General features: G+C 65.4%; 16 protein-coding genes and 2 pseudogenes. 8 read left to right on the plus strand and 10 right to left on the minus strand.

Annotation, left to right across the window (positions count from 1 at the left end; genetic code table 11):
* Together E3O62_RS08320 and arfB are read left to right on the plus strand one after the other, a co-directional pair.
* On the plus strand, positions 1–823 hold an 823-nt coding region (locus E3O62_RS08320; RefSeq protein WP_134398180.1), incomplete at its 5' end, for an HNH endonuclease signature motif containing protein.
* A 126-nt stretch (positions 824–949) separates the two neighbouring features.
* Positions 950–1,372, plus strand: coding sequence for an alternative ribosome rescue aminoacyl-tRNA hydrolase ArfB (gene arfB / locus E3O62_RS08325; RefSeq protein ID WP_134398182.1), 423 nt, complete (start codon positions 950–952; stop codon positions 1,370–1,372).
* A gap of 103 nt (positions 1,373–1,475) precedes the next feature.
* On the opposite strand, the gene E3O62_RS08330 is transcribed toward arfB, so the two are convergent.
* Entirely contained in the window at positions 1,476–3,359 is a 1,884-nt protein-coding gene (locus E3O62_RS08330) for an FAD-binding monooxygenase (RefSeq protein WP_134398183.1), read from the minus strand.
* A 275-nt stretch (positions 3,360–3,634) separates the two neighbouring features.
* Positions 3,635–4,483, minus strand: coding sequence for a Cof-type HAD-IIB family hydrolase (locus E3O62_RS08335; protein ID WP_255573791.1), 849 nt, complete (start codon positions 4,481–4,483; stop codon positions 3,635–3,637).
* A 211-nt stretch (positions 4,484–4,694) separates the two neighbouring features.
* Between E3O62_RS08335 and E3O62_RS08340 the strand changes: the two genes are divergently transcribed.
* The gene (locus E3O62_RS08340; RefSeq protein WP_134398187.1) at positions 4,695–7,682 is read left to right on the plus strand and encodes an aminotransferase; all 2,988 of its coding nucleotides are present in this window, start codon (positions 4,695–4,697) and stop codon (positions 7,680–7,682) included.
* Between the two features lie 230 nt (positions 7,683–7,912).
* Positions 7,913–9,286 carry an NAD-dependent succinate-semialdehyde dehydrogenase gene (locus tag E3O62_RS08345; protein ID WP_134398188.1) on the plus strand — a complete coding sequence of 458 codons (1,374 nt, stop codon included), beginning with the start codon at positions 7,913–7,915 and terminating at the stop codon, positions 9,284–9,286.
* A gap of 188 nt (positions 9,287–9,474) precedes the next feature.
* Here the strand turns inward: E3O62_RS08345 and E3O62_RS08350 are convergent, their stop codons facing one another.
* The 3 genes and pseudogenes from E3O62_RS08350 to E3O62_RS17100 form a co-directional block, all read right to left on the minus strand.
* Positions 9,475–10,257: a sulfite exporter TauE/SafE family protein gene (locus tag E3O62_RS08350; protein ID WP_134398190.1), complete on the minus strand. Its 783-nt coding sequence runs from the start codon at positions 10,255–10,257 to the stop codon at positions 9,475–9,477.
* 386 nt (positions 10,258–10,643) lie between these two features.
* Complete coding sequence (locus E3O62_RS16790; protein ID WP_198410897.1) at positions 10,644–11,012, minus strand: hypothetical protein; 369 nt, start codon at positions 11,010–11,012, stop codon at positions 10,644–10,646.
* Between the two features lie 67 nt (positions 11,013–11,079).
* A pseudogene (locus tag E3O62_RS17100) lies at positions 11,080–11,858 on the minus strand (IS1380 family transposase); the annotation flags it as partial.
* A gap of 260 nt (positions 11,859–12,118) precedes the next feature.
* Here E3O62_RS17100 and E3O62_RS08370 point away from each other — a divergent pair.
* Positions 12,119–13,486 carry an NAD-dependent succinate-semialdehyde dehydrogenase gene (locus tag E3O62_RS08370; RefSeq protein WP_134398195.1) on the plus strand — a complete coding sequence of 456 codons (1,368 nt, stop codon included), beginning with the start codon at positions 12,119–12,121 and terminating at the stop codon, positions 13,484–13,486.
* 665 nt (positions 13,487–14,151) lie between these two features.
* Here E3O62_RS08370 and E3O62_RS16795 read toward each other — a convergent pair.
* From E3O62_RS16795 to E3O62_RS08385, 3 genes and pseudogenes are all read right to left on the minus strand, one after another.
* A complete protein-coding gene (locus E3O62_RS16795) occupies positions 14,152–14,301 on the minus strand; it encodes a hypothetical protein (RefSeq protein WP_198413769.1) in 150 nt (49 codons plus the stop codon).
* Positions 14,302–14,683: 382 nt separating this feature from the next.
* A complete protein-coding gene (locus E3O62_RS08380; RefSeq protein WP_134398197.1) occupies positions 14,684–15,586 on the minus strand; it encodes an IS982 family transposase in 903 nt (300 codons plus the stop codon).
* 112 nt (positions 15,587–15,698) lie between these two features.
* A pseudogene (locus E3O62_RS08385) lies at positions 15,699–15,941 on the minus strand (IS1380 family transposase); the annotation flags it as partial.
* A 285-nt stretch (positions 15,942–16,226) separates the two neighbouring features.
* On the opposite strand from E3O62_RS08385, the gene E3O62_RS08390 reads away from it, so the two are divergent.
* Both E3O62_RS08390 and E3O62_RS08395 read left to right on the plus strand, forming a co-directional pair.
* A complete protein-coding gene (locus E3O62_RS08390; protein ID WP_134394550.1) occupies positions 16,227–17,252 on the plus strand; it encodes an aldo/keto reductase in 1,026 nt (341 codons plus the stop codon).
* A 109-nt stretch (positions 17,253–17,361) separates the two neighbouring features.
* Positions 17,362–17,859, plus strand: coding sequence for an SRPBCC domain-containing protein (locus tag E3O62_RS08395; RefSeq protein WP_134394549.1), 498 nt, complete (start codon positions 17,362–17,364; stop codon positions 17,857–17,859).
* Positions 17,860–17,891: 32 nt separating this feature from the next.
* Here E3O62_RS08395 and E3O62_RS08400 read toward each other — a convergent pair whose 3' ends face one another.
* Together E3O62_RS08400 and E3O62_RS08405 are read right to left on the minus strand one after the other, a co-directional pair.
* The gene (locus tag E3O62_RS08400) at positions 17,892–18,398 is read right to left on the minus strand and encodes a hypothetical protein (RefSeq protein ID WP_134394548.1); all 507 of its coding nucleotides are present in this window, start codon (positions 18,396–18,398) and stop codon (positions 17,892–17,894) included.
* 343 nt (positions 18,399–18,741) lie between these two features.
* Complete coding sequence (locus E3O62_RS08405; protein ID WP_134398201.1) at positions 18,742–20,355, minus strand: isocitrate lyase; 1,614 nt, start codon at positions 20,353–20,355, stop codon at positions 18,742–18,744.
* Between the two features lie 367 nt (positions 20,356–20,722).
* Between E3O62_RS08405 and E3O62_RS08410 the strand changes: the two genes are divergently transcribed.
* Complete coding sequence (locus E3O62_RS08410; protein ID WP_134398202.1) at positions 20,723–21,421, plus strand: haloacid dehalogenase type II; 699 nt, start codon at positions 20,723–20,725, stop codon at positions 21,419–21,421.
* Positions 21,422–21,654 lie beyond the last annotated feature (233 nt).

Consider the following 21,654-nt stretch of genomic DNA (forward strand, 5'->3'; position numbering starts at 1 on the left):
GCTCCGCGGCGGCGTCACCGCGGAACTCCGCGGCATCATGAACGCCCTCTTCGACACGTATCTCTCCGCGCACGCGGCGCCCGCATTCCCCACGGCCGAAGAACAAGCGCGCATGGCTTCAGGCCAGCTGATCCCGGGGGCGGAGGCGGCGGCCCTCAGCGACGACCGTGACGGTGGTCAGAAACGTGCCGACATCCTCCGCGGTGTGTTCGAAGCCGCCACCCGTGACGCGGGGACCCCGACCATGGGCGGCGCCGCCCCCACCGTGATGATCCACGTCAACCAGGCCGACCTGGCCGCCGACCAGGGGGTGGGCTGGATCGACGGCGTCGAAGCGCCCATCTCGCTGGTCAGTGTGAAGCAGGCGCTCTGCGCCGGCGGATTCCAGGAGATCCTGTTCGGCGAGAACAACGAGGTCCTTGCCCTCAGCACCGAGAACCGTTTCTTCAACCGGGCACAACGCCGCGCCCTCGCCGCCCGCGACGGCGGCTGCACCATCCCCGGCTGCACCATCCCGGCGGCGTGGTGCGAGGTGCACCACGTGATTCCCTGGTACCGCGGCGGAAAAACCACGATCGACAACGGGGTCCTGCTGTGTTGGTACCACCACCACACTATTGATACTTCCGGCTGGCAGATCCGGATGGTGAGAGGCAAACCGGAGGTCCGGGCACCGTACTGCTACGACCCCACCCGCACCTGGCGGCCTGCCGGGGAACACCGGGCCGGGCCACCACGGTCTCGACAGGCTCGACCACCGGGTGCGTATGTCCCCGGAAACATCGCACCAGGGTCTCGACGGGGTCGACCACCGGCGACGTGAGTGTCCGGCGGCGTGAGTCACCGGGCTCGACCACCGGGGCTCGATCATGGGGCTCAACCACGGGCGAGTTCGGCCGCCGGGGCGCTCCGGCCGACACTGTCGTCCGGATCGTGGCACGCTGATCACATGGATCTGGAGGTGGTGCCCGCGCTCACCATTCCCGAGCGCGAGCTCGGCTGGCGGTTCTCGCGGTCGTCCGGGCCGGGCGGCCAGCACGTCAATACCTCCGATAGCCGCGTCGAACTCTTCTGGAACGTGGCCGAGTCGACGACGCTCTCCGACGATCAACGGATGCGCCTGCTCGCCCGCCTTGCCAAACGTCTCGTCGACGGGGTGATCACCGTGACCGCCTCCGAACGGCGTTCCCAGGTGCGCAACCGCGAGCTCGCCCTGGCGAAGCTCGCCGGTCTCGTGGCCGCGGGCCTGGCTCCCGATGCGGCACCGCGCCGCCCGACCAAGCCCACCCGAGGTTCGGGTCGACGGCACCTCGCAGCGAAGCAACAGCGGTCGGCCACCAAGAGGCAGCGGCAGCGGCCGTCCGCCGAGTAGCCGCGAGTGCGGGTGAATCGCCGTTTGGCCCAGCCGAAGCCGACGTTTCACCCGCACTCGCGGCCGACGGGGTGCCCCGCAGCTGGGAGCCCGCAACGAAGACCTACCGCACCAGCAGCATCTGTCGGAAGAACGCCGCGAGCTCAGCGGTCGCGGTCAGCGGCAGCACGTTCGCCACATACATGTCCGGGCGCACCACCACGATGGCGCCCCCGCGGTCGATCCCGCGCAGCTCGAAGATGTCGCGCGCCGGGTCGGTCGCATAGAGCTTCTCGTAGTCGATCAGCTCAAAGGGGCCTGTTGTCGGCAGGAAAACGCCCGGGACCCGGCCGATGTCCACCCCGGTGTGCTCTTGCTGGTAGACCACCTTGATGTCGAAGACACTGTCGATGTCGCTCCCGGTGGGGGTGTGCGCGAGCAGCGGCGACTCGAGTGAGGTGCGGATCCACTCGGCCCACTCGGTCAGCGCCGAGGCGTCGCCGGACACAGCGGCATCCGCGAACGCGTACAGGCGCCACCGGCCGTCGGCGCGGTGGTGGTGGCCGAGTTGCACGGGGTTGGCATCTCCGACGCGCACCACCGGCGCGGACTTGAAGCGTTTACCGAGCGGGAATCCCGTGGCGAGGTTCTGGTGTGTTGCCTGGCCGGTCAGCATCGACGGCGGGTATTCCGTCATGAAGCCCGATGGGAACTCGGCCGTCTTCGTGTAGAACTCCTCCAGTGGAACCTCCAGGTCCTCCGACTTCGTCGCCATCAGGGTCGACCAGGTCTTGTCGAAATCGATCAGGTTCTTCGCGATGACCTGGCGCTCGGCAGAGTAGGTGCCGAGCAGAGATTCGGGGCTGCGGCCTTCGATCACGTAGCCGAGTTTCCAGGCCAGGTTGAAGCCGTCCTGCATCGACACGTTCATGCCCTGGCCGGCCTTGGCGCTGTGCGTGTGGCAGGCGTCCCCGGTGATGAACACCCGCGGAGTACGTGTGCCGATCTCGTGGGGGAGGAGGTCGTCGAACCGGTCGGTGAGACGATGGGCGACCTCGTACACGCTGTGCCAGGCGACATTCTTCACGTCGAGGGTATACGGGTGGAGGATGCCGTTGGCCTTCGCGATGATCTCCTCGATCGTCGTCGTGCGCACTGCGCCGTTGTCGTCAGCGGCCACCTCGCCGAGATCCACATACATGCGGAACAGGTATCCGCCCTCGCGCGGGATGAGCAGGATGTTTCCGCCGGATTCGGACTGGATCGCGCACTTCATGCGGATGTCCGGGAAGTCGGTGACCGCGAGCACGTCCATCACGCCCCAGGCGTGGAATGCCTGGTCGCCGGCGAGCGTACAGCCGATCGAGTCGCGCACAGCGCTGCGGGCACCGTCGGCGCCCACCACGTACTTGGCGTGCACGACCCGTTCCTGGCCCTGCTTCTCCCCGATGGTGTGCACGAGCGTCACCGTGACGGGATACTCGCCCTTGTCGGTGTTCTCCAGGCTGCGGAAGTCGAAGCCGAAATCCGGCTCCATCCGCGTAGGGGAGTGCGCCATCACCTCGGCGAAGTAGTCGAGCACACGCGCCTGGTTGACGATCAGGTGCGGGAATTCGCTGATGCCGGTGGGGTCGTCTACGGCACGGGCCGAACGGATGATGCGGGTCACGTCGGCGGGGTCCGGTGTCCAGAATGCCATTTCGGTGATGCGGTAGGCCTCGGCGATGATGCGCTCCGCGAAACCGAACGCGTGGAAGGTCTCGACGCTGCGGGCCTGGATGCCGTCAGCTTGCCCGATCGCGAGGCGCTCACCGCGGCGCTCCACGATGCGGGTCGTGATACCGGGGAACTGGGAGAGCTGCGCGGCGGTGATCATGCCGGCCGGGCCCGTTCCGACGATGAGCACGTCGACGTTCTCGGGGAGCTCGCGTGGGCGATTGAGGCCGACCCCGGCGGCATCCTGGATGCGGGGATCGGTGGACACGTATCCGTGGTGGTGAAACTGCACGGCTTCCTCACTTCTTTGTGGGCTCTGCGTGGGTGAATCGGACATCACTGTCGCAACGTTCATGTCCTGACGTGTTCTATAATCGAACACAAAGTTCTATTATCGCTTCTTGGATCATATATCATCCGGTCGGCCAGGACCAGATGGGAGGCGGCGAACCAATTCGACGGAGAATCTCGTTGACAACAGCCATTCCGTCGTGTTCGGGCCCGATAGGGGCTAAAACTCCGTCGACTTCGTTCGGGACGGAGGTGCGGCAGGGAGCTACCGGGCGATCAGGCGGTCACGTGCGCGCTGTGCAGGTGCGGTAGGGCGGCGAGGATGCTGCTGACCACGCCGGCTTCCGAGCTCGACGGCGCGATGTTCGCGGCGCGCGCCAGGATGCTCGGGTGGCCGTTGGCCATGGCGTAGGAGTGCCCGGCGGCATCGAGCATCTCGGCGTCGTTGAGGTAGTCGCCGAACGCCATCGTCTGGGCCCGGCTGATTCCGAGCTGCTGCTGGAGCCGCTCCAACGCTCGACCCTTGTTCGCTCCCTGGCGCATCACATCGACCCAGTTCTCACCCGAGACCACGACCTCCGCGGGCAGCCCAAGGCCGCGCAAGGCCGGTCCGCTCCGCTGTTCGGCGCGGGCAGGGTCGTAGATCGCCAGTTTCAAGATGACATCGTCGAGAGCGGCTGCATGCACATCCGCTACGACCTCGACCGCTGCGTAGTACCGGCGAACCTGGTCGACGAAGTGCTCATCGCTGCGCTCGACGTAGGCGCTCCGGGCGCCGCAGACGACGAGCCCCAAGTCGGCGCCCGCGGCGGCGGTGCCGCGCACCCAGTCCACGATGGGGCCGATGATCTCGGACACGACGGGTTCGACGTCGATGCTGATGCCGTCCTGCACCACGTTGGTTCCGTTTTCCGCGATGTAGATGAGTCCGTCGTGCTCGCCGAAGATGCCGTGCAGTGTCTGATACTGGCGTCCGCTGGCCGGCACGAACAGGATTCCGGCCCGATGGAGGTCGTCGAGGAGCGGCCAGAACGCGTCGGGCACGTTGCCGTCGTCGTCGAGAAGAGTGCCATCCATGTCTGAAACGATGAGACGGATGTCGGAGGGCTCTGCTGGGTGGGTCACTGCGGCGGCTTTCGGTCGATGTTCGATCCCGGAAACGACGAGTGTTCGCGTGCGTCCCTCGGTCTGAGACGACGACGCTGTCTCTCTTGATGATGTCATCCCTGCCCGCCGAGAGCCGAGTTGCGCGCGGACTGAGCGTTGGGCGCATAGAACGAGCGGCCCTGGTGCCAAACTGACAGGATTCATTGCACTATCTGCGAGGAGCGTCGACGTGCCTGGTTTTGATTTCTTCAGCGGCCAGGGGCTCGTGCGCCCGGATATCACCGCGGCCGACGCCGAATCGATGGCGTCCTCGCTCTTCGGGATCACCGGCACGGCCCGCGAACTCGGCAGCCAGCAGGACCGCAACTTTTTGATCACCACCACTGCTGCCGCCACTGCCGCCACCACTGCCCCCACCGGTGACTCCGCGGGTGGAGCGACGCAGCGCTACGTGCTCAAGGTCGACAACCCGGCCTTCTCCGCCGCCGAGCTGGCCGCGCAGGACGCGGTGATGGTGTTCCTGACTGAGCGCGGCATGCGCGTGCCACAGCCCGTGCGGGGGCTGAACGGCCTCAGCCGCCAGCACTGGCACGCAACGAATGCCACCCTCGTCCCGGTGCGGCTGCTCACCTTCGTCGAGGGCCCGTCACTCGAGGCGCGGGGCTATCTGGCCCCGCCGGTGGTCCGGGCGCTCGGCCGGCTCTCGGGCACCACGTCGCTCCACCTGCGTGACTTCGCGGCGGACGGCCTCGACCGCACGCTGCAGTGGGACCTGCGCAACGCGAAAGCCGTGATCGACCTGCTGGTGCGCTGGGTGCCGGCGGAAGAGACCCGGGATCAGCTCCGCGCCATCGCCGACAGCGCCGCCGCACGCCTGGCGACTGTGGCGTCCGCACTGCGGCTACAGACCATCCACGGGGACATCACCGACGACAACGTGATCTGCCGGGTGCTGCCGAACGGCCACCACGTGCCCGAGGGGGTCATCGACTTCGGCGATCTGGCCACCGGCTGGCTGGTCGCGGAGCTGGCGGTCACGGCGGCATCCGTTCTGCACCACATGCCGGACGATCCGCTGGCGGCCCTCGAGGCGATCGTCGCCTTCGACGAGGTCGTTCCCCTGACCGAGGCCGAGATCACCGCGCTCTGGCCGCTGATCGTGCTGCGCGGGGCGGTGCTGGTGGCCAGCGGCGAGCAGCAGGTGCAGATCGACGCGGACAACGACTACGCGAGGCACCGGATGGACGCCGAGTGGCAGGTCTTCGCCGCAGCCAGCGCGGTCGGCTGGGAGGAAGCGGACGCGGCCATACGGCAGGCGCTCGGCCGGCGGCGGCATACTGGTGCCGAACACACGACCGTGCCCGAGACGACCGTGCCGATGATCTCCGCGCTCGCCGACGGCGACTACGAAATGCTCGACTTCGCCGTGACCAGCCCGGCCCTGGCCGACGGCCTCTGGCAGACAACGGATGCCGAGTGGCGGCTCGCGCAGGCCGCCCTCGCCCGACGCGGCGCCGCCGTCGCTCCCTACGGCCAGTTCCGGCTCACCCGAACCCCGCCACACTCGCGCCGGGAACCCGACACGTTCGCGCTGTTCACCGAGGTCTTCCTGCCTGCCGGTTCGGTGATCGTCGCTCCGGCGGCTGCCTCGGTCACCGAGATCGGAGGCGACACCCTGCTTCTGACGCTGGCCGGTTTCGGGCTGCGCATCGGCGGCATCGTGTCGAACCTCGTGCCGGGGGCCGCGGTCGCCGCGGGGGAGCCCGTGGGTGTTGCGGGCCCGGTTGCTCGGGTGACCGTGCAGAAGCTCGCTCGCCCGGGTCTGACGGCCCCGCACTTCGCCCAGGCCTCCCGGGCCGCCGCGTGGGCAACTCTCGCACCGGACCCGGCGCGGCTGCTTGGGTTGGCGCCGCAGGCATCCGTCGTCGATCCGGCGATCGAACTTGCCCGGCGCGGTGCCGTGATGGCCGCGGCGCAGGAGAAGTACTATGAACGGCCGCCGCAGATCGAACGCGGCTGGCAGGAACTGCTGATCGACACTCACGGGCGCTCCTACGTCGACATGGTCAACAACGTCGCCGTGATCGGGCACAGCCACCCCCGGTTCACCCGTGCCGTGAGCGATCAGCTGGCGTTGCTCAACACGAACTCCCGGTTCCTCTACTCGGCGCTGGCCGACCTCTGCGAACACATTGTGGCGACATCACCGGATCCCATCCTCGACACCGTGCTTCTGGTCAACAGCGGCAGCGAGGCCGTGGACCTGGCCCTGCGCCTGGCCCGGATCCACACCGGCCGCAGCAATGTCGTCGCCTTACGAGAGGGCTACCACGGCTGGACGTCGGCCTCCGACGCGGTGTCGACCTCTGCCTTCGACAACCCCTTCTCCTTGGCCTCCCGGCCCGACTGGGTGCACATCGCGGATGTTCCGAACTCCTATCGCGGGACGCATCGCGGTGCCGGGGCGGCAGGGGAGTACGCGGCCGACCTGGCCCGGATGCTGGCCGATCCGGACGGCCCGGGGGAGGACCTGGCCGCGTTCATCTGCGAGCCCGTGCTGGGCAATGCCGGCGGCGTCGTGCCCCCGGCAGGGTACCTCGCCCGTGTCTATGAGCAGGTCCGTGCACGCGGCGCGCTGTGCATCGCCGACGAGGTGCAGGTCGGCTACGGCCGGCTGGGCAGCCACTTCTGGGGCGTGCAGCAGCAGGGTGTCGTGCCCGACATCCTCACGGTGGCCAAGGCGATGGGCAACGGATACCCGCTCGGCGCGGTGCTCACCCGCCGGGACATCGCCGAATCTCTGGCCGGAGAGGGCAACTTCTTCTCCTCGGCCGGCGGCAGCCCGGTCAGCTGCGTCGCGGGGCTGGCCGTGCTCGACGTCATCCGGGACGAATCCCTCCAGCAGAATGCGGATGCCGTCGGCCGGCACCTGGCAGGCCGGCTGGCAGAGCTCGCGGAACGGCATCCGTTGATCGGGATGGTGCACGGCCTGGGCCTGTACATGGGGGTGGAACTCGTGCGCGACCGGGACACCCTGGAGCCGGCGGCCAGCGAGACCGCCGCCATCTGCGAACGGATGCTGAAACTCGGCGTGATCGTGCAGCCCACCTCGGAGAGACAGAACGTGCTGAAGATCAAGCCGCCCCTGTGCTTGAGTCGGGAGAGCGCGGACTTCTTCGTCGACCGGCTCGACGAGGTGCTGCAGGGCGGTTGGTAGCGTGCACGACGTGCGTGATCACCCCCGCGCCGAGCTCGCGGCGCTCTGCGCTGTGCAGCCTGACAGCTGAACGGAATCCGGTGGCAGACCCGGAAGGCCGAAAAAGGTTCACCACAATGGCTGCCCAAAACCCTTGACAGCGGCAGACTGTAACGACACGGGCGGGACCGGCTCCGGCAGCAGCGGTCCCGTCTCAATCGGCGTCAACGAAGCAAGCCTGGGGAGAAAATATGAACAAGTACACAGTCACGAACCCCGCCACCGGGGACAGCGGACCGAGTTTTACTCTGGCAACGGATGCTGAGGTGACCGAGGCCATCGGAGCCGCAGACCGTGCCCACAGCGAGTTCTCTCGCCGCACGTCGGTCGCCGAGCGCGCGGCCCTGATGCAGCGTGTCGCGGACCTGCACACCGAGCGGCGTGAGCATCTGGCCGAGCTCATCGTGCGCGAGATGGGCAAGCCCGTCGCGCAGGCCCTCGGCGAGGTCGACTTCGCGGCCGACATCTACGCGTACTATGCGACCCACGGCGAGGCCTTCCTCGCCGACGAACCGATCGAGCTGCTCGGTGGTGAAGGCTCGGCGTTCATTCGGAGTGCCTCCCTCGGAGTGCTCGTCGGGATCATGCCGTGGAACTTCCCCTACTACCAGGTCGCCCGCTTCGCCGGTCCGAACCTGGTTCTCGGCAACACGATCCTGCTCAAGCACGCCTCGCAGTGCCCCGAGTCCGCTGCCGCGATCGAGGCGATCTTCACGGATGCCGGTTTTCCCGACGGCGCATACCGCAACGTCTACGCCTCCAGCGCTCAGATCTCCGACATCATCATTCCAGACCCCCGGGTCTGCGGTGTGTCGCTGACCGGTTCTGAAGGCGCGGGTGCGGCGGTCGCGGAGGCCGCCGGCCGCAACCTCAAGAAGGTCGTGCTCGAACTGGGCGGATCCGACCCCTTCATCCTGCTCAGCACGGAAAATATGGACGAAGCGGTCGACGCCGCCGTCGACGCTCGCCTCGACAACTCCGGCCAGTCCTGCAACGCGGCTAAGCGCTTCATCGTGATCGACGGCCTGTACGACGCCTTCCTGGCGAGCTTCACGGCGAAGATCACCGGCAACGTTCCCGGAGACCCCACGTCGCCGGACACCACGCTCGGCCCGCTGTCCTCCCTCGGTGCCGCCGAGGACCTCGAGGAACAGCTCCAGCGCGCCGAAGCCCAGGGCGCAACCGTCACCGCGCGGGGAAATCGCAGGGGCGCCTTCTTCTCGCCGACGGTCCTGACCGACGTGTCCCCTCAGAGTGACGCTTACCGGGAGGAGTTCTTCGGCCCGGTCGCCGCCGTCTATCGCGTGGCGGACGAGGCCGAGGCCGTGCAGGTGGCCAACGACGTCCCGTACGGCCTGGGTTCGTATCTCTTCACCACCGACCCGGAACAGGCCCTGCGCGTGGCGGACCAGATCGACGCCGGAATGGTCTTCATCAACGGCTCGCTCCTCGACGGAGCAGAGCTGCCCTTCGGTGGAGTGAAGAGGTCTGGCTTCGGCCGTGAACTGGGACGCTTCGGCATCGCGGAGTTTGCCAACAAGAAGCTCATTCGCATCCTCAGGTGACACGCGGTGGCGCGCCGCCCGTCTCAGACGGTGGCGCGCCACCCGCCTGCGCCAGACTGCGGCATCCGGTCTCCCTGACGAAGTCGACGGAGATTTGGACAACACGGCTCCAAACCTGCCCACAATTGCGCGCTGCCTCAAAATCTCCGTCGAATTGGTTCGGCGCCGGGTCCGGGCGGCTCCGCTCCCTAGCTCAGGAAGAGCACCACCGCGGCGGTCACCGCGACCACGACCAGGATGGTGCGCAGTACCGGCGCGGAGAGCGTGCGGCCGATACGGGCACCCAGCCAGCCGCCCGCCGCGGAGCCGATGCCGATGAGGAGCGCGATTTTCCAGTCCACGGTTCCGCTGGAGATGAAGATGATCGCCGACACGATGTTCGCGACCCCGGCGAGCACGTTCTTGGCGCCGTTGGCCCGGTGCATGTCCGTGGACCAGAGTATGCCCAGCAGCGCGAGCAACACGACCCCCTGGGCGGCACCGAAATACCCGCCGTACACGCCCGTCGCGAGCACCCCGAGGATGAGCCCGAGGGTGAGGGGACGCGTATCCGTTTTGGTCAGCAGTGTGCCGGCGGGCGCCGCCGCCTTGCGTCGCACGAAGCCGGCCACTCGGGGCTGGATCGCCGAGAGCACCGCGGCCAGCAGCAGCAGGAAGGGCACGACGCCGGCGAACGCCTGTGCGGGCAGGGTGAGCAGGAGCAGACCGCCGACGATGCCGCCCACGGCGGAGAAGATCGCCATCACAGCTACGGGGCGCCACTGCGACCGCAACTCGCGTCGGTAGCCGTGGGCGCCGGCAATGGACGCAGGGATCAGGCCCACGGTATTGGACACGTTCGCCGTGATCGGCGGCACGCCCAACGCCAGAAGAACAGGGAAGGTGATGAGTGTTCCGGCGCCGGCGACCACGTTGATGACTCCCGCGGCGAGCCCGGCAATGAGGATGATCGAACCTTCAAGCAAAGTCACATCTACCCCCACCCGCCGTTGGACCGTGCAGGTCAAGGCTAGTTCAGGAAAGCTGGTTCAGGTGGCGGCCGGCGCCGGGGCAGTGGATGCTGCGGCTGTGGCTCGCAACACCGGCTCCCCATCGCGACGGGCATCGCGACGTGACTCAGAACGGGGTCGGAATCTGTCGAACCGTCAGCTTCGGCCCCCGGTCGTCACCGCGGTTCCGGCGCCGGGGGAGCCTGACGTCGAGCCCGGGGAACGGCACGTACGGCAGATTGCTGAGGAGGTGGCTGATGACGTTGAGGCGGGCCCCCTTCTTGTCGTCGGTGTGCGCGACATGCCAAGGGTGCCCAGGCGGTGTCGGTCGCCGCAAACATGGCGTTCCTCGCGCGGGCGTAGTCGGATCAGCGGCTGTAAGAATCGTGATCCATCGGCGAGGGCTTCCACGTCTTGCGCGGATTGTTGATTCGACTCTCGAGCCGCCGAGTCTGATCATTTTTACTGACCTCAAGCCAATACATGAGCAGGATGATTCCGGAGTCGACCATCGACTGCTCGCCCAGCGGCGTCATCCGCAGGAAGTGCTCGGTCTGATCCGGAGTGCAGAAACCCATCACCCGCTCCACGCCCGCATGTTTGTTCACGCTGCGGTCAAAGAGGACCACCTCGCCGGCCGCGGGGAAATGCTCCAGGTAACGCTGGATGTACAGTTGGGACTTCTCGCGATCAGTGGGAATGGGTAGTGCCGCGACTCGGAAGACCCGGGGGCTCACCTGCGCGGTGGTGCGTTTGACGGTGCCGCCCTGCCGCCCGTGTCACGCCCCGCGAACACAAGGCAGCCAGGCGCCCGGTGCTGTCCTCTGCCTTCTTGCGGGACGTGAACGCGGTGAACGGGACCTCGGCGACTACAGCGTTACTGATCCGCATTTTGGTGCCTTCGTTATAGATCGCGCTGGTGTATCAAATCGCTGTCCAGGCGCTGTCGGGGATCGTTCCGATCGCACGTTTGATGGCGGGATCCATGCGCGCGGTGACGGAGACGTCGGCACCGCAGCGCAGTCGTTGACTGTTGATGCCCGGTGCTGACAGGTCTGTTTTCACGGTCGCGATGAACACGTCGAGGCGGCGCACTCCGGAGTAGCCGTAGCCGGATCCTTCCTTCTGGTACCCGTGGACTTCGATGATGGTGTCGTCAATGTCGAGGAAGATGTAGCCGTCGGTGTCGTGCACGAGCAGTGGGATTTCGGCCGCGAGGCCACCCACGAAGCGTGAGGCGAAGGCGTCGAGCTGCCGGACGTGACCGAACGTGAACTCGCGCTAGAACGACCCCAACGTCGACGGCGCGTAACACTTGGTGAAGACCTTCCCCATGCCGCCGTGACGAAGAATCGCAAAGTCGTCGATCGAAGCTACGCCGGCGACCATCCCTCCGACCAGCGAGGTGACTTTGAAGCCGGCCTTGGCACCCTTGTCGGTGGGGACGGTCAGCCACTCATCGACCAGGGTCGCCAGCCCCCTCGGGCGGCCAATTTCATGTTTGGGACCAACCCGGCGCACGACACAAGATTAGGGTCGGTGAATGATGCAGAAACGGCGGGGTTGGTGTGAGTAGCTGGCAACTACAAGATGCTCATCTGTTTGGTAAATTCACACTTTAGACAAGTCATATTTAAGCAGATCAGCTAGGTATTCTCGGTATAGCGCCCCCGTAAAATCTCACGTTGATCCGTGGATTCAGGCTGAAAAGACCACACCGAGACGAAACGAGCCGCCGCAACTTCCGCTGGCCTCATTCGCCTTGACAAATGCCGCGAACATGGTTGGCTCGTGGCAGCGCCAATTTCCGGAACAGTAGTTCAACCGTGAAAGGAGGTGGCTCATGAGCCACCAAGCCGTTGTCAACCCCGCCACAGGCGAAACCATCAAAACTTACCCCCAGCTTTCTGCTGATGAAATCGAGCAGGTTATCGCATCGGCGGATGAGGCCCACCACGGCTGGTCACGCAGCTCTTCAACCAACGAGCGGGCCACACTCCTGCGCAGGGTCGGTGATCTGCATGAGGAGCGCCGCGACAAGCTGGCGGCCATCATCGTGCGCGAGATGGGAAAACCCATCGACCAAGCGCTCGGCGAGATCGATTACTCCGCCGACATCTACCGTTACTACGCCGACAATGCGCAGGAATTTCTGAAGGACGAACCGATCACCCTTCTCAGCGGCAAGGGTTCCGCGTTCATGCGCTCCAACTCTCTTGGCGTGCTGATTGGCGTCATGCCATGGAATTTCCCCTACTACCAGGTTGCGCGCTTCGCTGGACCTAACCTCATGATCGGCAACACGATCATCCTCAAGAATGCCGCCCAATGCCCGGAGTCGGCCGCAGCGATTGAGCAAATCTTCCATGATGCAGGCTTCCCGGCTGGCGCTTACACAAATGTGTATGCGGACAGCGAGCAGGTCGCCACGATCATCGCCGACCCGCGGGTACAGGGCGTCTCTCTCACCGGTTCGGAGGGCGCCGGCGCTGCCGTCGCCGAGGTGGCCGGTCGCCACCTCAAGAAGGTCGTGCTGGAACTGGGTGGGTCAGACCCGTTCATCCTGCTGAGCACCGACGACATGGCCGCGACAGTGGCTGCCGCCGTCGCCGGTCGCCTCCGCAATAGCGGGCAGGCCTGCGACGCAGCTAAGCGATTTATCGTGATTGATGAACTTTACGATGAGTTCACGGAGAAGTTCACCGCCGCCATCCTTGCGAACTCACCCGGAGACCCGACCGTTCACGGTGCCGTCTTCGGACCCCTCTCGTCCCTCGGCGCGGCCGAGCATCTCGAGGAGCAGGTCGAGCGCGCGGTCGCGCAGGGAGCGACCCTGGCGGCCACTGGCAAACGCTCGGGTGCCTTCTACCCGCCTGCCGTGCTCACCGGTGTCACGAAGGACAACGACACGTACCACGAGGAGTTTTTCGGCCCCGTAGCAGCCGTCTATCGGGCAGGCTCAGAAGATGAAGCCATCGCCCTCGCGAACGACACTCCGTTCGGGCTCGGCTCCTACCTGTTCACGACCGATCCCGAACAGGCACTGCGGGTCGCCGACCGAATCGAGGCTGGCATGGTTTATGTCAACCTCGTCGACGCCGGCAGCGCAGAGCTGCCGTTCGGCGGGGTGAAAAGAAGCGGCATGGGGCGCGAACTCGGACGATACGGTGCCAGCGAGTTCGTGAACAAGAAACTCATCCGTATCGGCTAGACCCGCCGCAGACTCGGCGAACGCCGTTCAGTCGCCGAGTCTGCGGTGCGCGAGACCTGCTCGTGCCGCCTCGTGGTCGTCCTGGCGTTCACGCAGCGCCTAGCGACTCCCGTACCCGCGTTTTCCGTGGGCAACCGCGAGTTCGACTTTCGCTTGACCATCGCTCACCAACAGCGAGAGTACCGCGATTATGCGTCCGCCTCCGTCGCCTTGGTGTGGATCTTCACAGTCTGCGCCCGGGCGGGTAATTGTTCCAGGTGCCCTAGCCGGGGTGCCGGGTAAAAGTCGTCGGATATTCGACGAGTTCTCAAGCCACCCTTGGCCGAGGGTGCCTCCGCCAGGGATGCCGACTCACACGCGTTCTGCCACCGGTTCTCCGGGTTGCGCAGACCAGCGCCCACCACCTCTGACGCGGAACGGTGATCAGCCAGGTCGGTGCTGGCCCGCGGACGCCGCGGCCACACTTGCTTACCCGGCGTGATCGCCTCAAACAATGGCCGGCTCGACACGTGCGGGTGCCGCAGCCGGACCCGAAGCGCTGACGTCACCGTGGTTAGCCACGAACAGCATTCATAGATTCGCGCAACGTCGGGCGGATCGCCGCCTCGACTTCGTCCCAGCCCGGCCACATCGGATCGGAGACTCGAGAAATTCACAAGCCACACCTATTTGATGCCGCTGCGCGCGAATCCCTGCACGAAGAAGCGCTGGAACACCAGAAACAGCACCACCATGGGCACCACGTTGATAAGGGCGAACGCCATTGATGCACCGAAATCAAACAGCGGCACCATAATCACCTGCACGGGGATCATCAACGTTGTCAGGGCGATAAGAAAAGCGACGTACGAACCGCGAAACTTGAGATGCGCCAGGGCATACCCGCCTCACAGGTTGACGAGCATCGTGAGAACTGCCACCGTGATCGAGATCGCCAAGGAATTGCTAAACCATGTGGCAATCGGGAATCCTGCGAGGACGCGCTCAAAGTTTCCGATCGTAAGGGTACGCGGCCAGACACGCAGTGTGCCACCCAGCAGCTCGGACCGCGACGAGAACGCGACTACAAGCATCCAGTACAGCGGGAACAGCACAACGAAGCTGAAGAGGATCGCCGCAACGATGCGGGCTACGAGCCCCCGTCGCGAGCCTCTGCGTGACCGCGGCGCCCGAGGCGGTGCTCTAGATGAGTGAGTCCTAATGGTCGTAGGCGATGAGGGATCGTTTGTTGGGGGTTCCGAGGAGCCAGTTGTGCCAGATTCCGGCTGCGAGGGCGAGTAGTCGGCCGGCGACGCGGGAGTAAAGGCCCGGGATGGTGCGTCCGCCGTGGTCTTCGAGGGTGAGTTGGCCTTTGAGGGTGTCGAAGACCTCTTCGACCCACTGGCGGATTCCGCCGAGTTTCCCGAAGCGTTTCTTCTCGTCCTTGCGGTCGGGTCGGATCAGGTGTGCGCCGAGTTCGTCGGTGATGAACCCTTCGAACTCGCGGCCGGCGAACCCTTTGTCTCCGACGATGACTTGGCCCTGCTGGATCAGGTGTCGGTCGTGGCGGAGCATGGCTTGGGCAGCTTCGCGTTCGCCGATTTTGGGGTTGGCCAGGCCCCAGACAACGGGCATTCCGTCGGGGGTGCAGATCAGATAGAGGCGGAATCCCCAGAAGTAGCGGGAGTGGGAAGCGCAGTATCCGTAGCCGGCGTGGCCGGCGAGGTCGGCGCAGTTCACGCTCTCCCGGGACTTGCCGCAGGGCACCGGGGTGGAGTCGATTAGCCGCGTGATCTCGCCCCAGGACGGGGTATCCCGGGCCAGTTCGGTGATCACTGCGGAGAGGAGCCCGGTGGCTTGGCAGACGCGTTTGCCCCACCCGGATTGTTGGGGCAATCGCGGGAACATGCTCTTCAGATGCGTGTTCGCGTAGCGGATCCATTTTCGGTCCGAGGCGATGCCGAGCAAGTGTTGGGCGACGATAAGGCAGAGCAACTCGATGTCGGTCAGGGCCGGTGGGCGCCCGGGCCGGCCGTGTCTGGAGCACCCCAGCGCGGGGATGATCCGGTCGTCTAGATGGACGTACAGTGTGGTCAGGAGGGTGTTTAGATCTGTCTTCACAAACAGGGTTTGACACCTTCCGCCTTCGATTAACAGCGTCCACGCGGCGCAAATCAGATCCAACTAACCGGGCGCCATCCAAGCCAAAAGATTAGGACTCACTCATTTAGCCGGCATTCACGAGCGCTATCGCGGCGTGAGCGCGGTGGGTTGTGTCGGCGGCGACGGTGTGGACGGTGTCGACGGTGCTGGTGGTGAAGTAGGCATGGAATCGATGGGTGTCGAACAGGGTCGGCTGGCCGAAGTTTTTCTTGTTCAGTTCCGGGATCCGTCGCACGACCAGGCGCACGGTGTTCTGCTCGGCCTTCTTGCGGGACGTAAACGGGGTGAACGGAACCTCGGTGAACGATGCAGAAACGGCGCGGTTGGTGCGGGCTGCTTGCTTCTACAAGATGCGCATCTGTTTGGTAAATTTGAACTTCAGACGAGTCCAATATTGCTTGATCAGATGGGCAGTCTTGGTTTAATGCGCCGTCAAAACCTCAGGTCGATTGGTGGATTCAGGCTCAGGGCAGGTGTCGAACAGGGGTGCCCGGGGTGGCCCTCAGGTCAACGGACGGGCGGTCTCGACGTAGTCGAGCGTGTGAGACTGATGGCAGGGTCTCGGGCACCCCGCCTCGAATAAGAACAGGAATCGCACATGGAATATCGCACACTCGGCAACAGCGGCGCGGTCGTTTCGACCTACGCCCTCGGCACCATGACTTTCGGCGCGGAGGCCGATCAGGAGATGGCACACACACTCCTGGACACATATGTAGAGGCAGGCGGCAACTTCGTCGACACCGCGGATGTCTACAGCGCCGGGGTCTCGGAGGAAATGATCGGGTGCTGGCTGGCATCGCACCCGACCGAGCGTGAGCAGATCGTTCTCGCGACCAAGGGCCGGTTTCCGATGGGCACCGGCCCCAACGATCGGGGAACCAGCCGCCGGCATCTGAACCGGGCACTCGACGATTCGCTGCGCCGGCTGGGCACGGATCACGTCGACCTGTATCAACTGCACGCCTGGGACGCGTTGACGCCGCTGGAGGAGACCCTGCGCTTTCTCGACGACGCCATCCGGAGCGGGAAAATCGGCTACTACGGCTTCTCCAACTTTCTGGGTTGGCAGCTGACGAAGGCCGTGTACGTGGCGCGAGCGCTCGGTTTCACGCCGCCGGTCACCCTGCAGCCGCAGTACAGCCTCCTTGTGCGCGAAATCGAATCGGAGATTGTGCCGGCTGCGCTCGACGCGGGCCTGGGGCTTCTGCCCTGGTCGCCCCTCGGCGGAGGCTGGTTGTCGGGTAAGTACCGGCGCGACACGCACCCCACCGGAGCCACGCGCCTCGGCGAGGATCCCGCGCGCGGAATGGAAGCCTGGGGTCCGCGCAACAAGCAGGAACGCACCTGGCGCATCATTGACGCCGTCGCTGAGGTTGCAGCCGAGATCGGTGCCACGAGCGCGCAGGTGTCCCTCGCCTGGCTTGAGGTGCAACCGGCGGTGACCTCGGTCATCCTCGGGGCGCGGAGCGTGAAGCAGCTGGCGGAAAACCTGTCCGCGGCCGACGTGCAACTGAGCCCAAAGCACCTGGAACTGTTAGGCGCACTCAGTTCACCGGTCGTTTCCGACTATCCCTACGGTGAGGCGGCGGTCGCGCAGCGCTTGCGGGTGGTCGGCTTCTAGGCCCGGTGCTCGAGCCGGGCTATTTTCATACCCACGGGGTATTCACCACGGAAGCCATAAGCGACATCCTGTTCTGAGACCAGGAAGCGAAAACCCCGAAGGAGACATCATGACCGTCATCAGTTCGAACACCGACACCGAGGCGCTGACCCTCACCTTCGTGGCCGATTTCGACGCGAGCCCGGAGCGGGTGTGGCAGCTCTGGGAGGATCCGCGTCAGCTCGAGCGCTGGTGGGGCCCGCCGACCTGGCCGGCCACCTTCGAGCGGCACGACTTCGTGCCCGGCGGCCGGTCGAACTACTACATGACCGGCCCGGACGGCGAGAAGGGGCCCGGCTGGTGGGTGACCACGCTGATCCAGCCGCCGCGCCGGTTGGAATTCGAGGACGGCTTCGCCGACGAGAACGGTGACCCGATTCTCGAGATGGGCTCGGTGCGGGCCGTGGTGACTCTGGAGGAGGCCGACGATCGTACCCGCATGACCACGGTGTCGACGTTTGCGAGCCTCGAGCAAATGCAACAGATTTCCGAGATGGGTATGGAGGAGGGTATGCGCCAGGCCCTGGGGCAGATCGACAGGCTTCTCGCCGAAGACGGCAGCGCCTGACCGGAGCGCCGTCGCCGGCGGTCGCGCCTCGCTCAGTGCACCAGCGCCTTGAGTGCGATCAGTGCCAAGCCCATACCCGCTGTTCCCGCCGCGGTGGCGAGCTTCGCGCGTGAACCGGCCTGCCGTTGCCGGGCAGCCCACCAACCCAGCACCGCGAGGGTGACCACAGCAGCCCACAGAGAGAGGTCTACGGCCGCATCCATCGACCACCCGAGGAGTGCCGCGACGATCAGGCAGGCTACCGGAACGATGAGCGCCCATAACAGCCCGGCTGAGCGTTGTAGCGCCTCACGGATCGCCTCCCGCCAGCTCATGTCCCGATTGCCGACGACCTCGGCGTACACATGCGCGCCCCAGAACACCAGGACGGTTCCCACGGTACGGGCGATGAGGGCCGGCAGGCCGGGGTTGTACAGGGAGAACGCGGAAATGAGACCCGCGGTCAGCACAGTGCCGTAGACGGCCTCCGCGTTCATGGCCCGCGACACCCACGGGTAGCGCCGCAACCGGGCATCCAGGTCGAACCCCGAAGGCTTCATCGCCACCGCCATTTCCGCATTGGCAACGCGCTGCCGCCGCGGTCAGCATAGTCGGGCGAGCTGCGGATGACCCTGCATCAGCAACCACGCCGCGCCGGGCGCCGCGCACGCGGACATGCTGACGGGATTCGGACGCGACGCGGCGAAGAACGGGGCCCCGGTGACCGCTGCTCAATCGGCATCGGCAGGCGGTCGGCCAGGCTCGAGCGGGCGACGACCAGGTGGAAGCCATTGCGGGCAAGGATAGGCACAACGTCGGCCCGACGGCCACGGTGGAGGGTCAGCGAAGAAGCCCCAGTGCTGCGACTGGGGCTTCTTCATTACGACTTCTGCAGAACTCGGACTAGTGGCTCAGTGCCGGTTCCTCGAACTGGTTCATCGTGTTGTTGGTGCCGCCGGCCTTCAGCGCGGCCTCGCCGGCGAAGTACTCCTTGTGGTTGTCACCGATGTCGGAGCCGGACATGTTCTGGTGCTTGACCGTGGCGATCCCCTCACGGATCTCGCGACGCTGCACACCCTTGACGTAGGCGAGCATGCCCTGGTCGGCGAAGTAGCCCTTGGCCAGGTCATCGGTGGACAGCGCGGCCGTGTGGTAGGTCGGCAAAGTGATGAGGTGATGGAAGATGCCGGCCTCGGCCGAGCCGTCGCGCTGGAAGGTGCGGATGCTCTCGTCGGCGATCTGAGCGAGCTCGGTCTCGTCGTAGGCGACGCTCATCAGCTTCGCGCGGTCGTAGGCCGACACGTCCTTGCCCTCGGCGAGCAGGTTGTCGTACGCCTGCTGACGGAAGTTGAGCGTCCAGTTGAACGACGGGCTGTTGTTGTAGACCAACTTGGCGTTCGGGATGACCTTGCGCACCTCGTTCATCATCCCGGCGATCTGGGCGACGTGCGGCTTCTCCGTCTCAATCCAAAGCAGGTCCGCGCCGTTCTGCAGCGAGGTGATGCTGTCGAGCACGCAGCGGGCTTCACCGGTTCCCTGACGGAACTGGAACAGGTTGCTGGCCAGGCGCTTGGGGCGCAGCAGCTTGCCGTCGCGCTTGATGACGACATCCCCGTTACCCAACTCGGCCTCGGTGATCTCGTCGACGTCGAGGAAGGAATTGTACTGGTCGCCGAGGTCCCCGGGCTGGTAGGTCACGGCGAGCTTCTGCGTCAGGCCGGCACCGAGCGAGTCGGTACGCGAGACGATGATGCCGTTGTCGATGCCGAGCTCGAGGAACGCGTACCGCACGGCGTTGATCTTCGCGATGAAGTCCTCGTGGGGAACGGTGACCTTGCCGTCCTGGTGGCCGCACTGCTTCTCGTCCGAGACCTGATTCTCGATCTGGATGGCGCAGGCGCCTGCCTCGATCATCTTCTTGGCCAGAAGGTACGTCGCCTCGGGGTTACCGAAACCGGCGTCGATGTCCGCGATGATCGGCACGACGTGGGTCTCGTAGTTGTCGATCTGTTCCTGGATGTCCGCGGCCCTGGCGTCGTTGCCGGCGGTACGGGCCCCGTCCAGGGCGGTGAAAAGCAGATCCAGCTCGCGGGCGTCGGCCTGGCGAAGGAAGGTGTAGAGCTCCTCGACCAGCGCGGGAACGGCTGTCTTCTCGTGCATGGACTGGTCGGGCAGCGGGCCGAAGTCGCTTCGCAGAGCAGCGACCATCCAGCCGGACAGGTACAGGTAGCGCTTATTCGTGGTCTTCAGGTGCTTCTTGATCGAAATCATCTTCTGCTGGCCGATGAAGCCGTGCCAGACTCCCAGGGACTGTGTGTAGACGGAGGAGTCAGCGTCGTACTCCGCCATGTCCTTGCGCATGATGTCGGCGGTGTACTGGGCGATTTCGAGGCCGGTCTTGAAACGGTTCTGTGCACGCATGCGGGCGACCGACTCAGGGTTGATCGCGTCCCAGCTGCTTCCGGCCGCGTTCTTGAGAGCTTCGACAGCCTGGGTGTCGTCTTGATAGATGGTCATGTGCATTCCTTCGACGTTGAATTGTGCAGAGCGTTGGACGGCTTCCGGCGGCCCGTTATCGGCTGCTACTTGAAGACTGCTGCAATAACAAGCGGTCTTCTTCACGATCCCCAGCAGAACTTTTGTGGTTCTTCTGCGTTTGAGAAGAAATCCCGGAGTGAGCCGGTCCGGGTCCGGGAATATGCCGAAATCGACGACCCAGGGGGGATCGGTGGGAAGGCCACCCCGGTGGATCCCTCCCCGCGCGACTAGGGTATTGCGCGGAAGAAAACTTTGACAGGAGGACCAGCCGAGCCCTGACCGTGGCTGGAATATTCCTCGCGGGAAAGGCACGGCGGCAGAACCGCACCAAGCAAAGGAAATCGCTATGAACAGCACACCCTCAGTGATCGTTTTCGACGTCAACGAAACCCTCTCCGATATGTCCCCGCTGAGCGCCCGGTTCGTGGAGATTGGAGCCCCGGCCTACCTGGCCCGGGTCTGGTTCGCCTCGCTGCTGCGGGACGGCTTCGCCCTCGCCGCCGCGGGCGGAACCGCACAATTCTCCACGATCGGATCCGAGATCCTGCGCGGGGTCCTCCGCAACGTCGACCTGACCCGTAGCCTCGACGACTCGGTGCACCACGTGATGGCCGGCTTCGAGACGTTGAGCCTGCATTCGGACATTGCCGACGGCATCCGTGATCTGAAAACTGCGGGGTTGCGCCTGGTGACCTTCTCCAACGGATCCGCGCAGGTGGCCGAGTCCCTCCTGACCCGGGCGGGTCTCCGAGGCGAGTTCGAGGCTCTGCTCACGGTGGAAGACGCCCCGGCCTGGAAGCCGGTTCGGGCCGCCTACGACTACGCCGCGGATGTCTGCGGAGTGAAGCCGGGCGACCTTCTCCTGGTGGCCGTGCACCCCTGGGACATCCACGGGGCCGCGCAGGCAGGCCTCCGCACCGCGTGGCTGAACCGCGCCGATGAGACCTACCCCAGCTTCTTCGCGGCACCCGACCACACCATCACCGCCCTCGGCGAACTGGCCACCCAGCTCGCCCACGACTCGCACCCCACCCATCGCCCCTAGCGAATTCACGGAGATTTTGGCTCTGGAGTCCAGGCCAACACCGGCCCACAATCGGAAAATCTCCGTCGAATTCGTTGGGCCGGGCCGTGGTCTGGGGGCACGGGCTGCCGGGAAGGATACCGAGGCCGATGGTGGCGCTCGTGATACCCTAGGGGGTATATTAATACTTTCATTGAATCGAGAAGGAGTTACCTATGTGCAGCCCCATTCGTTGTAACCGTTGCGGCAAGATC

It is taken from the genome of Cryobacterium sp. TMT2-15-1 (genome assembly GCF_004402345.1).
GTDB classification, from domain to species: Bacteria; Actinomycetota; Actinomycetes; order Actinomycetales; family Microbacteriaceae; genus Cryobacterium; species Cryobacterium sandaracinum.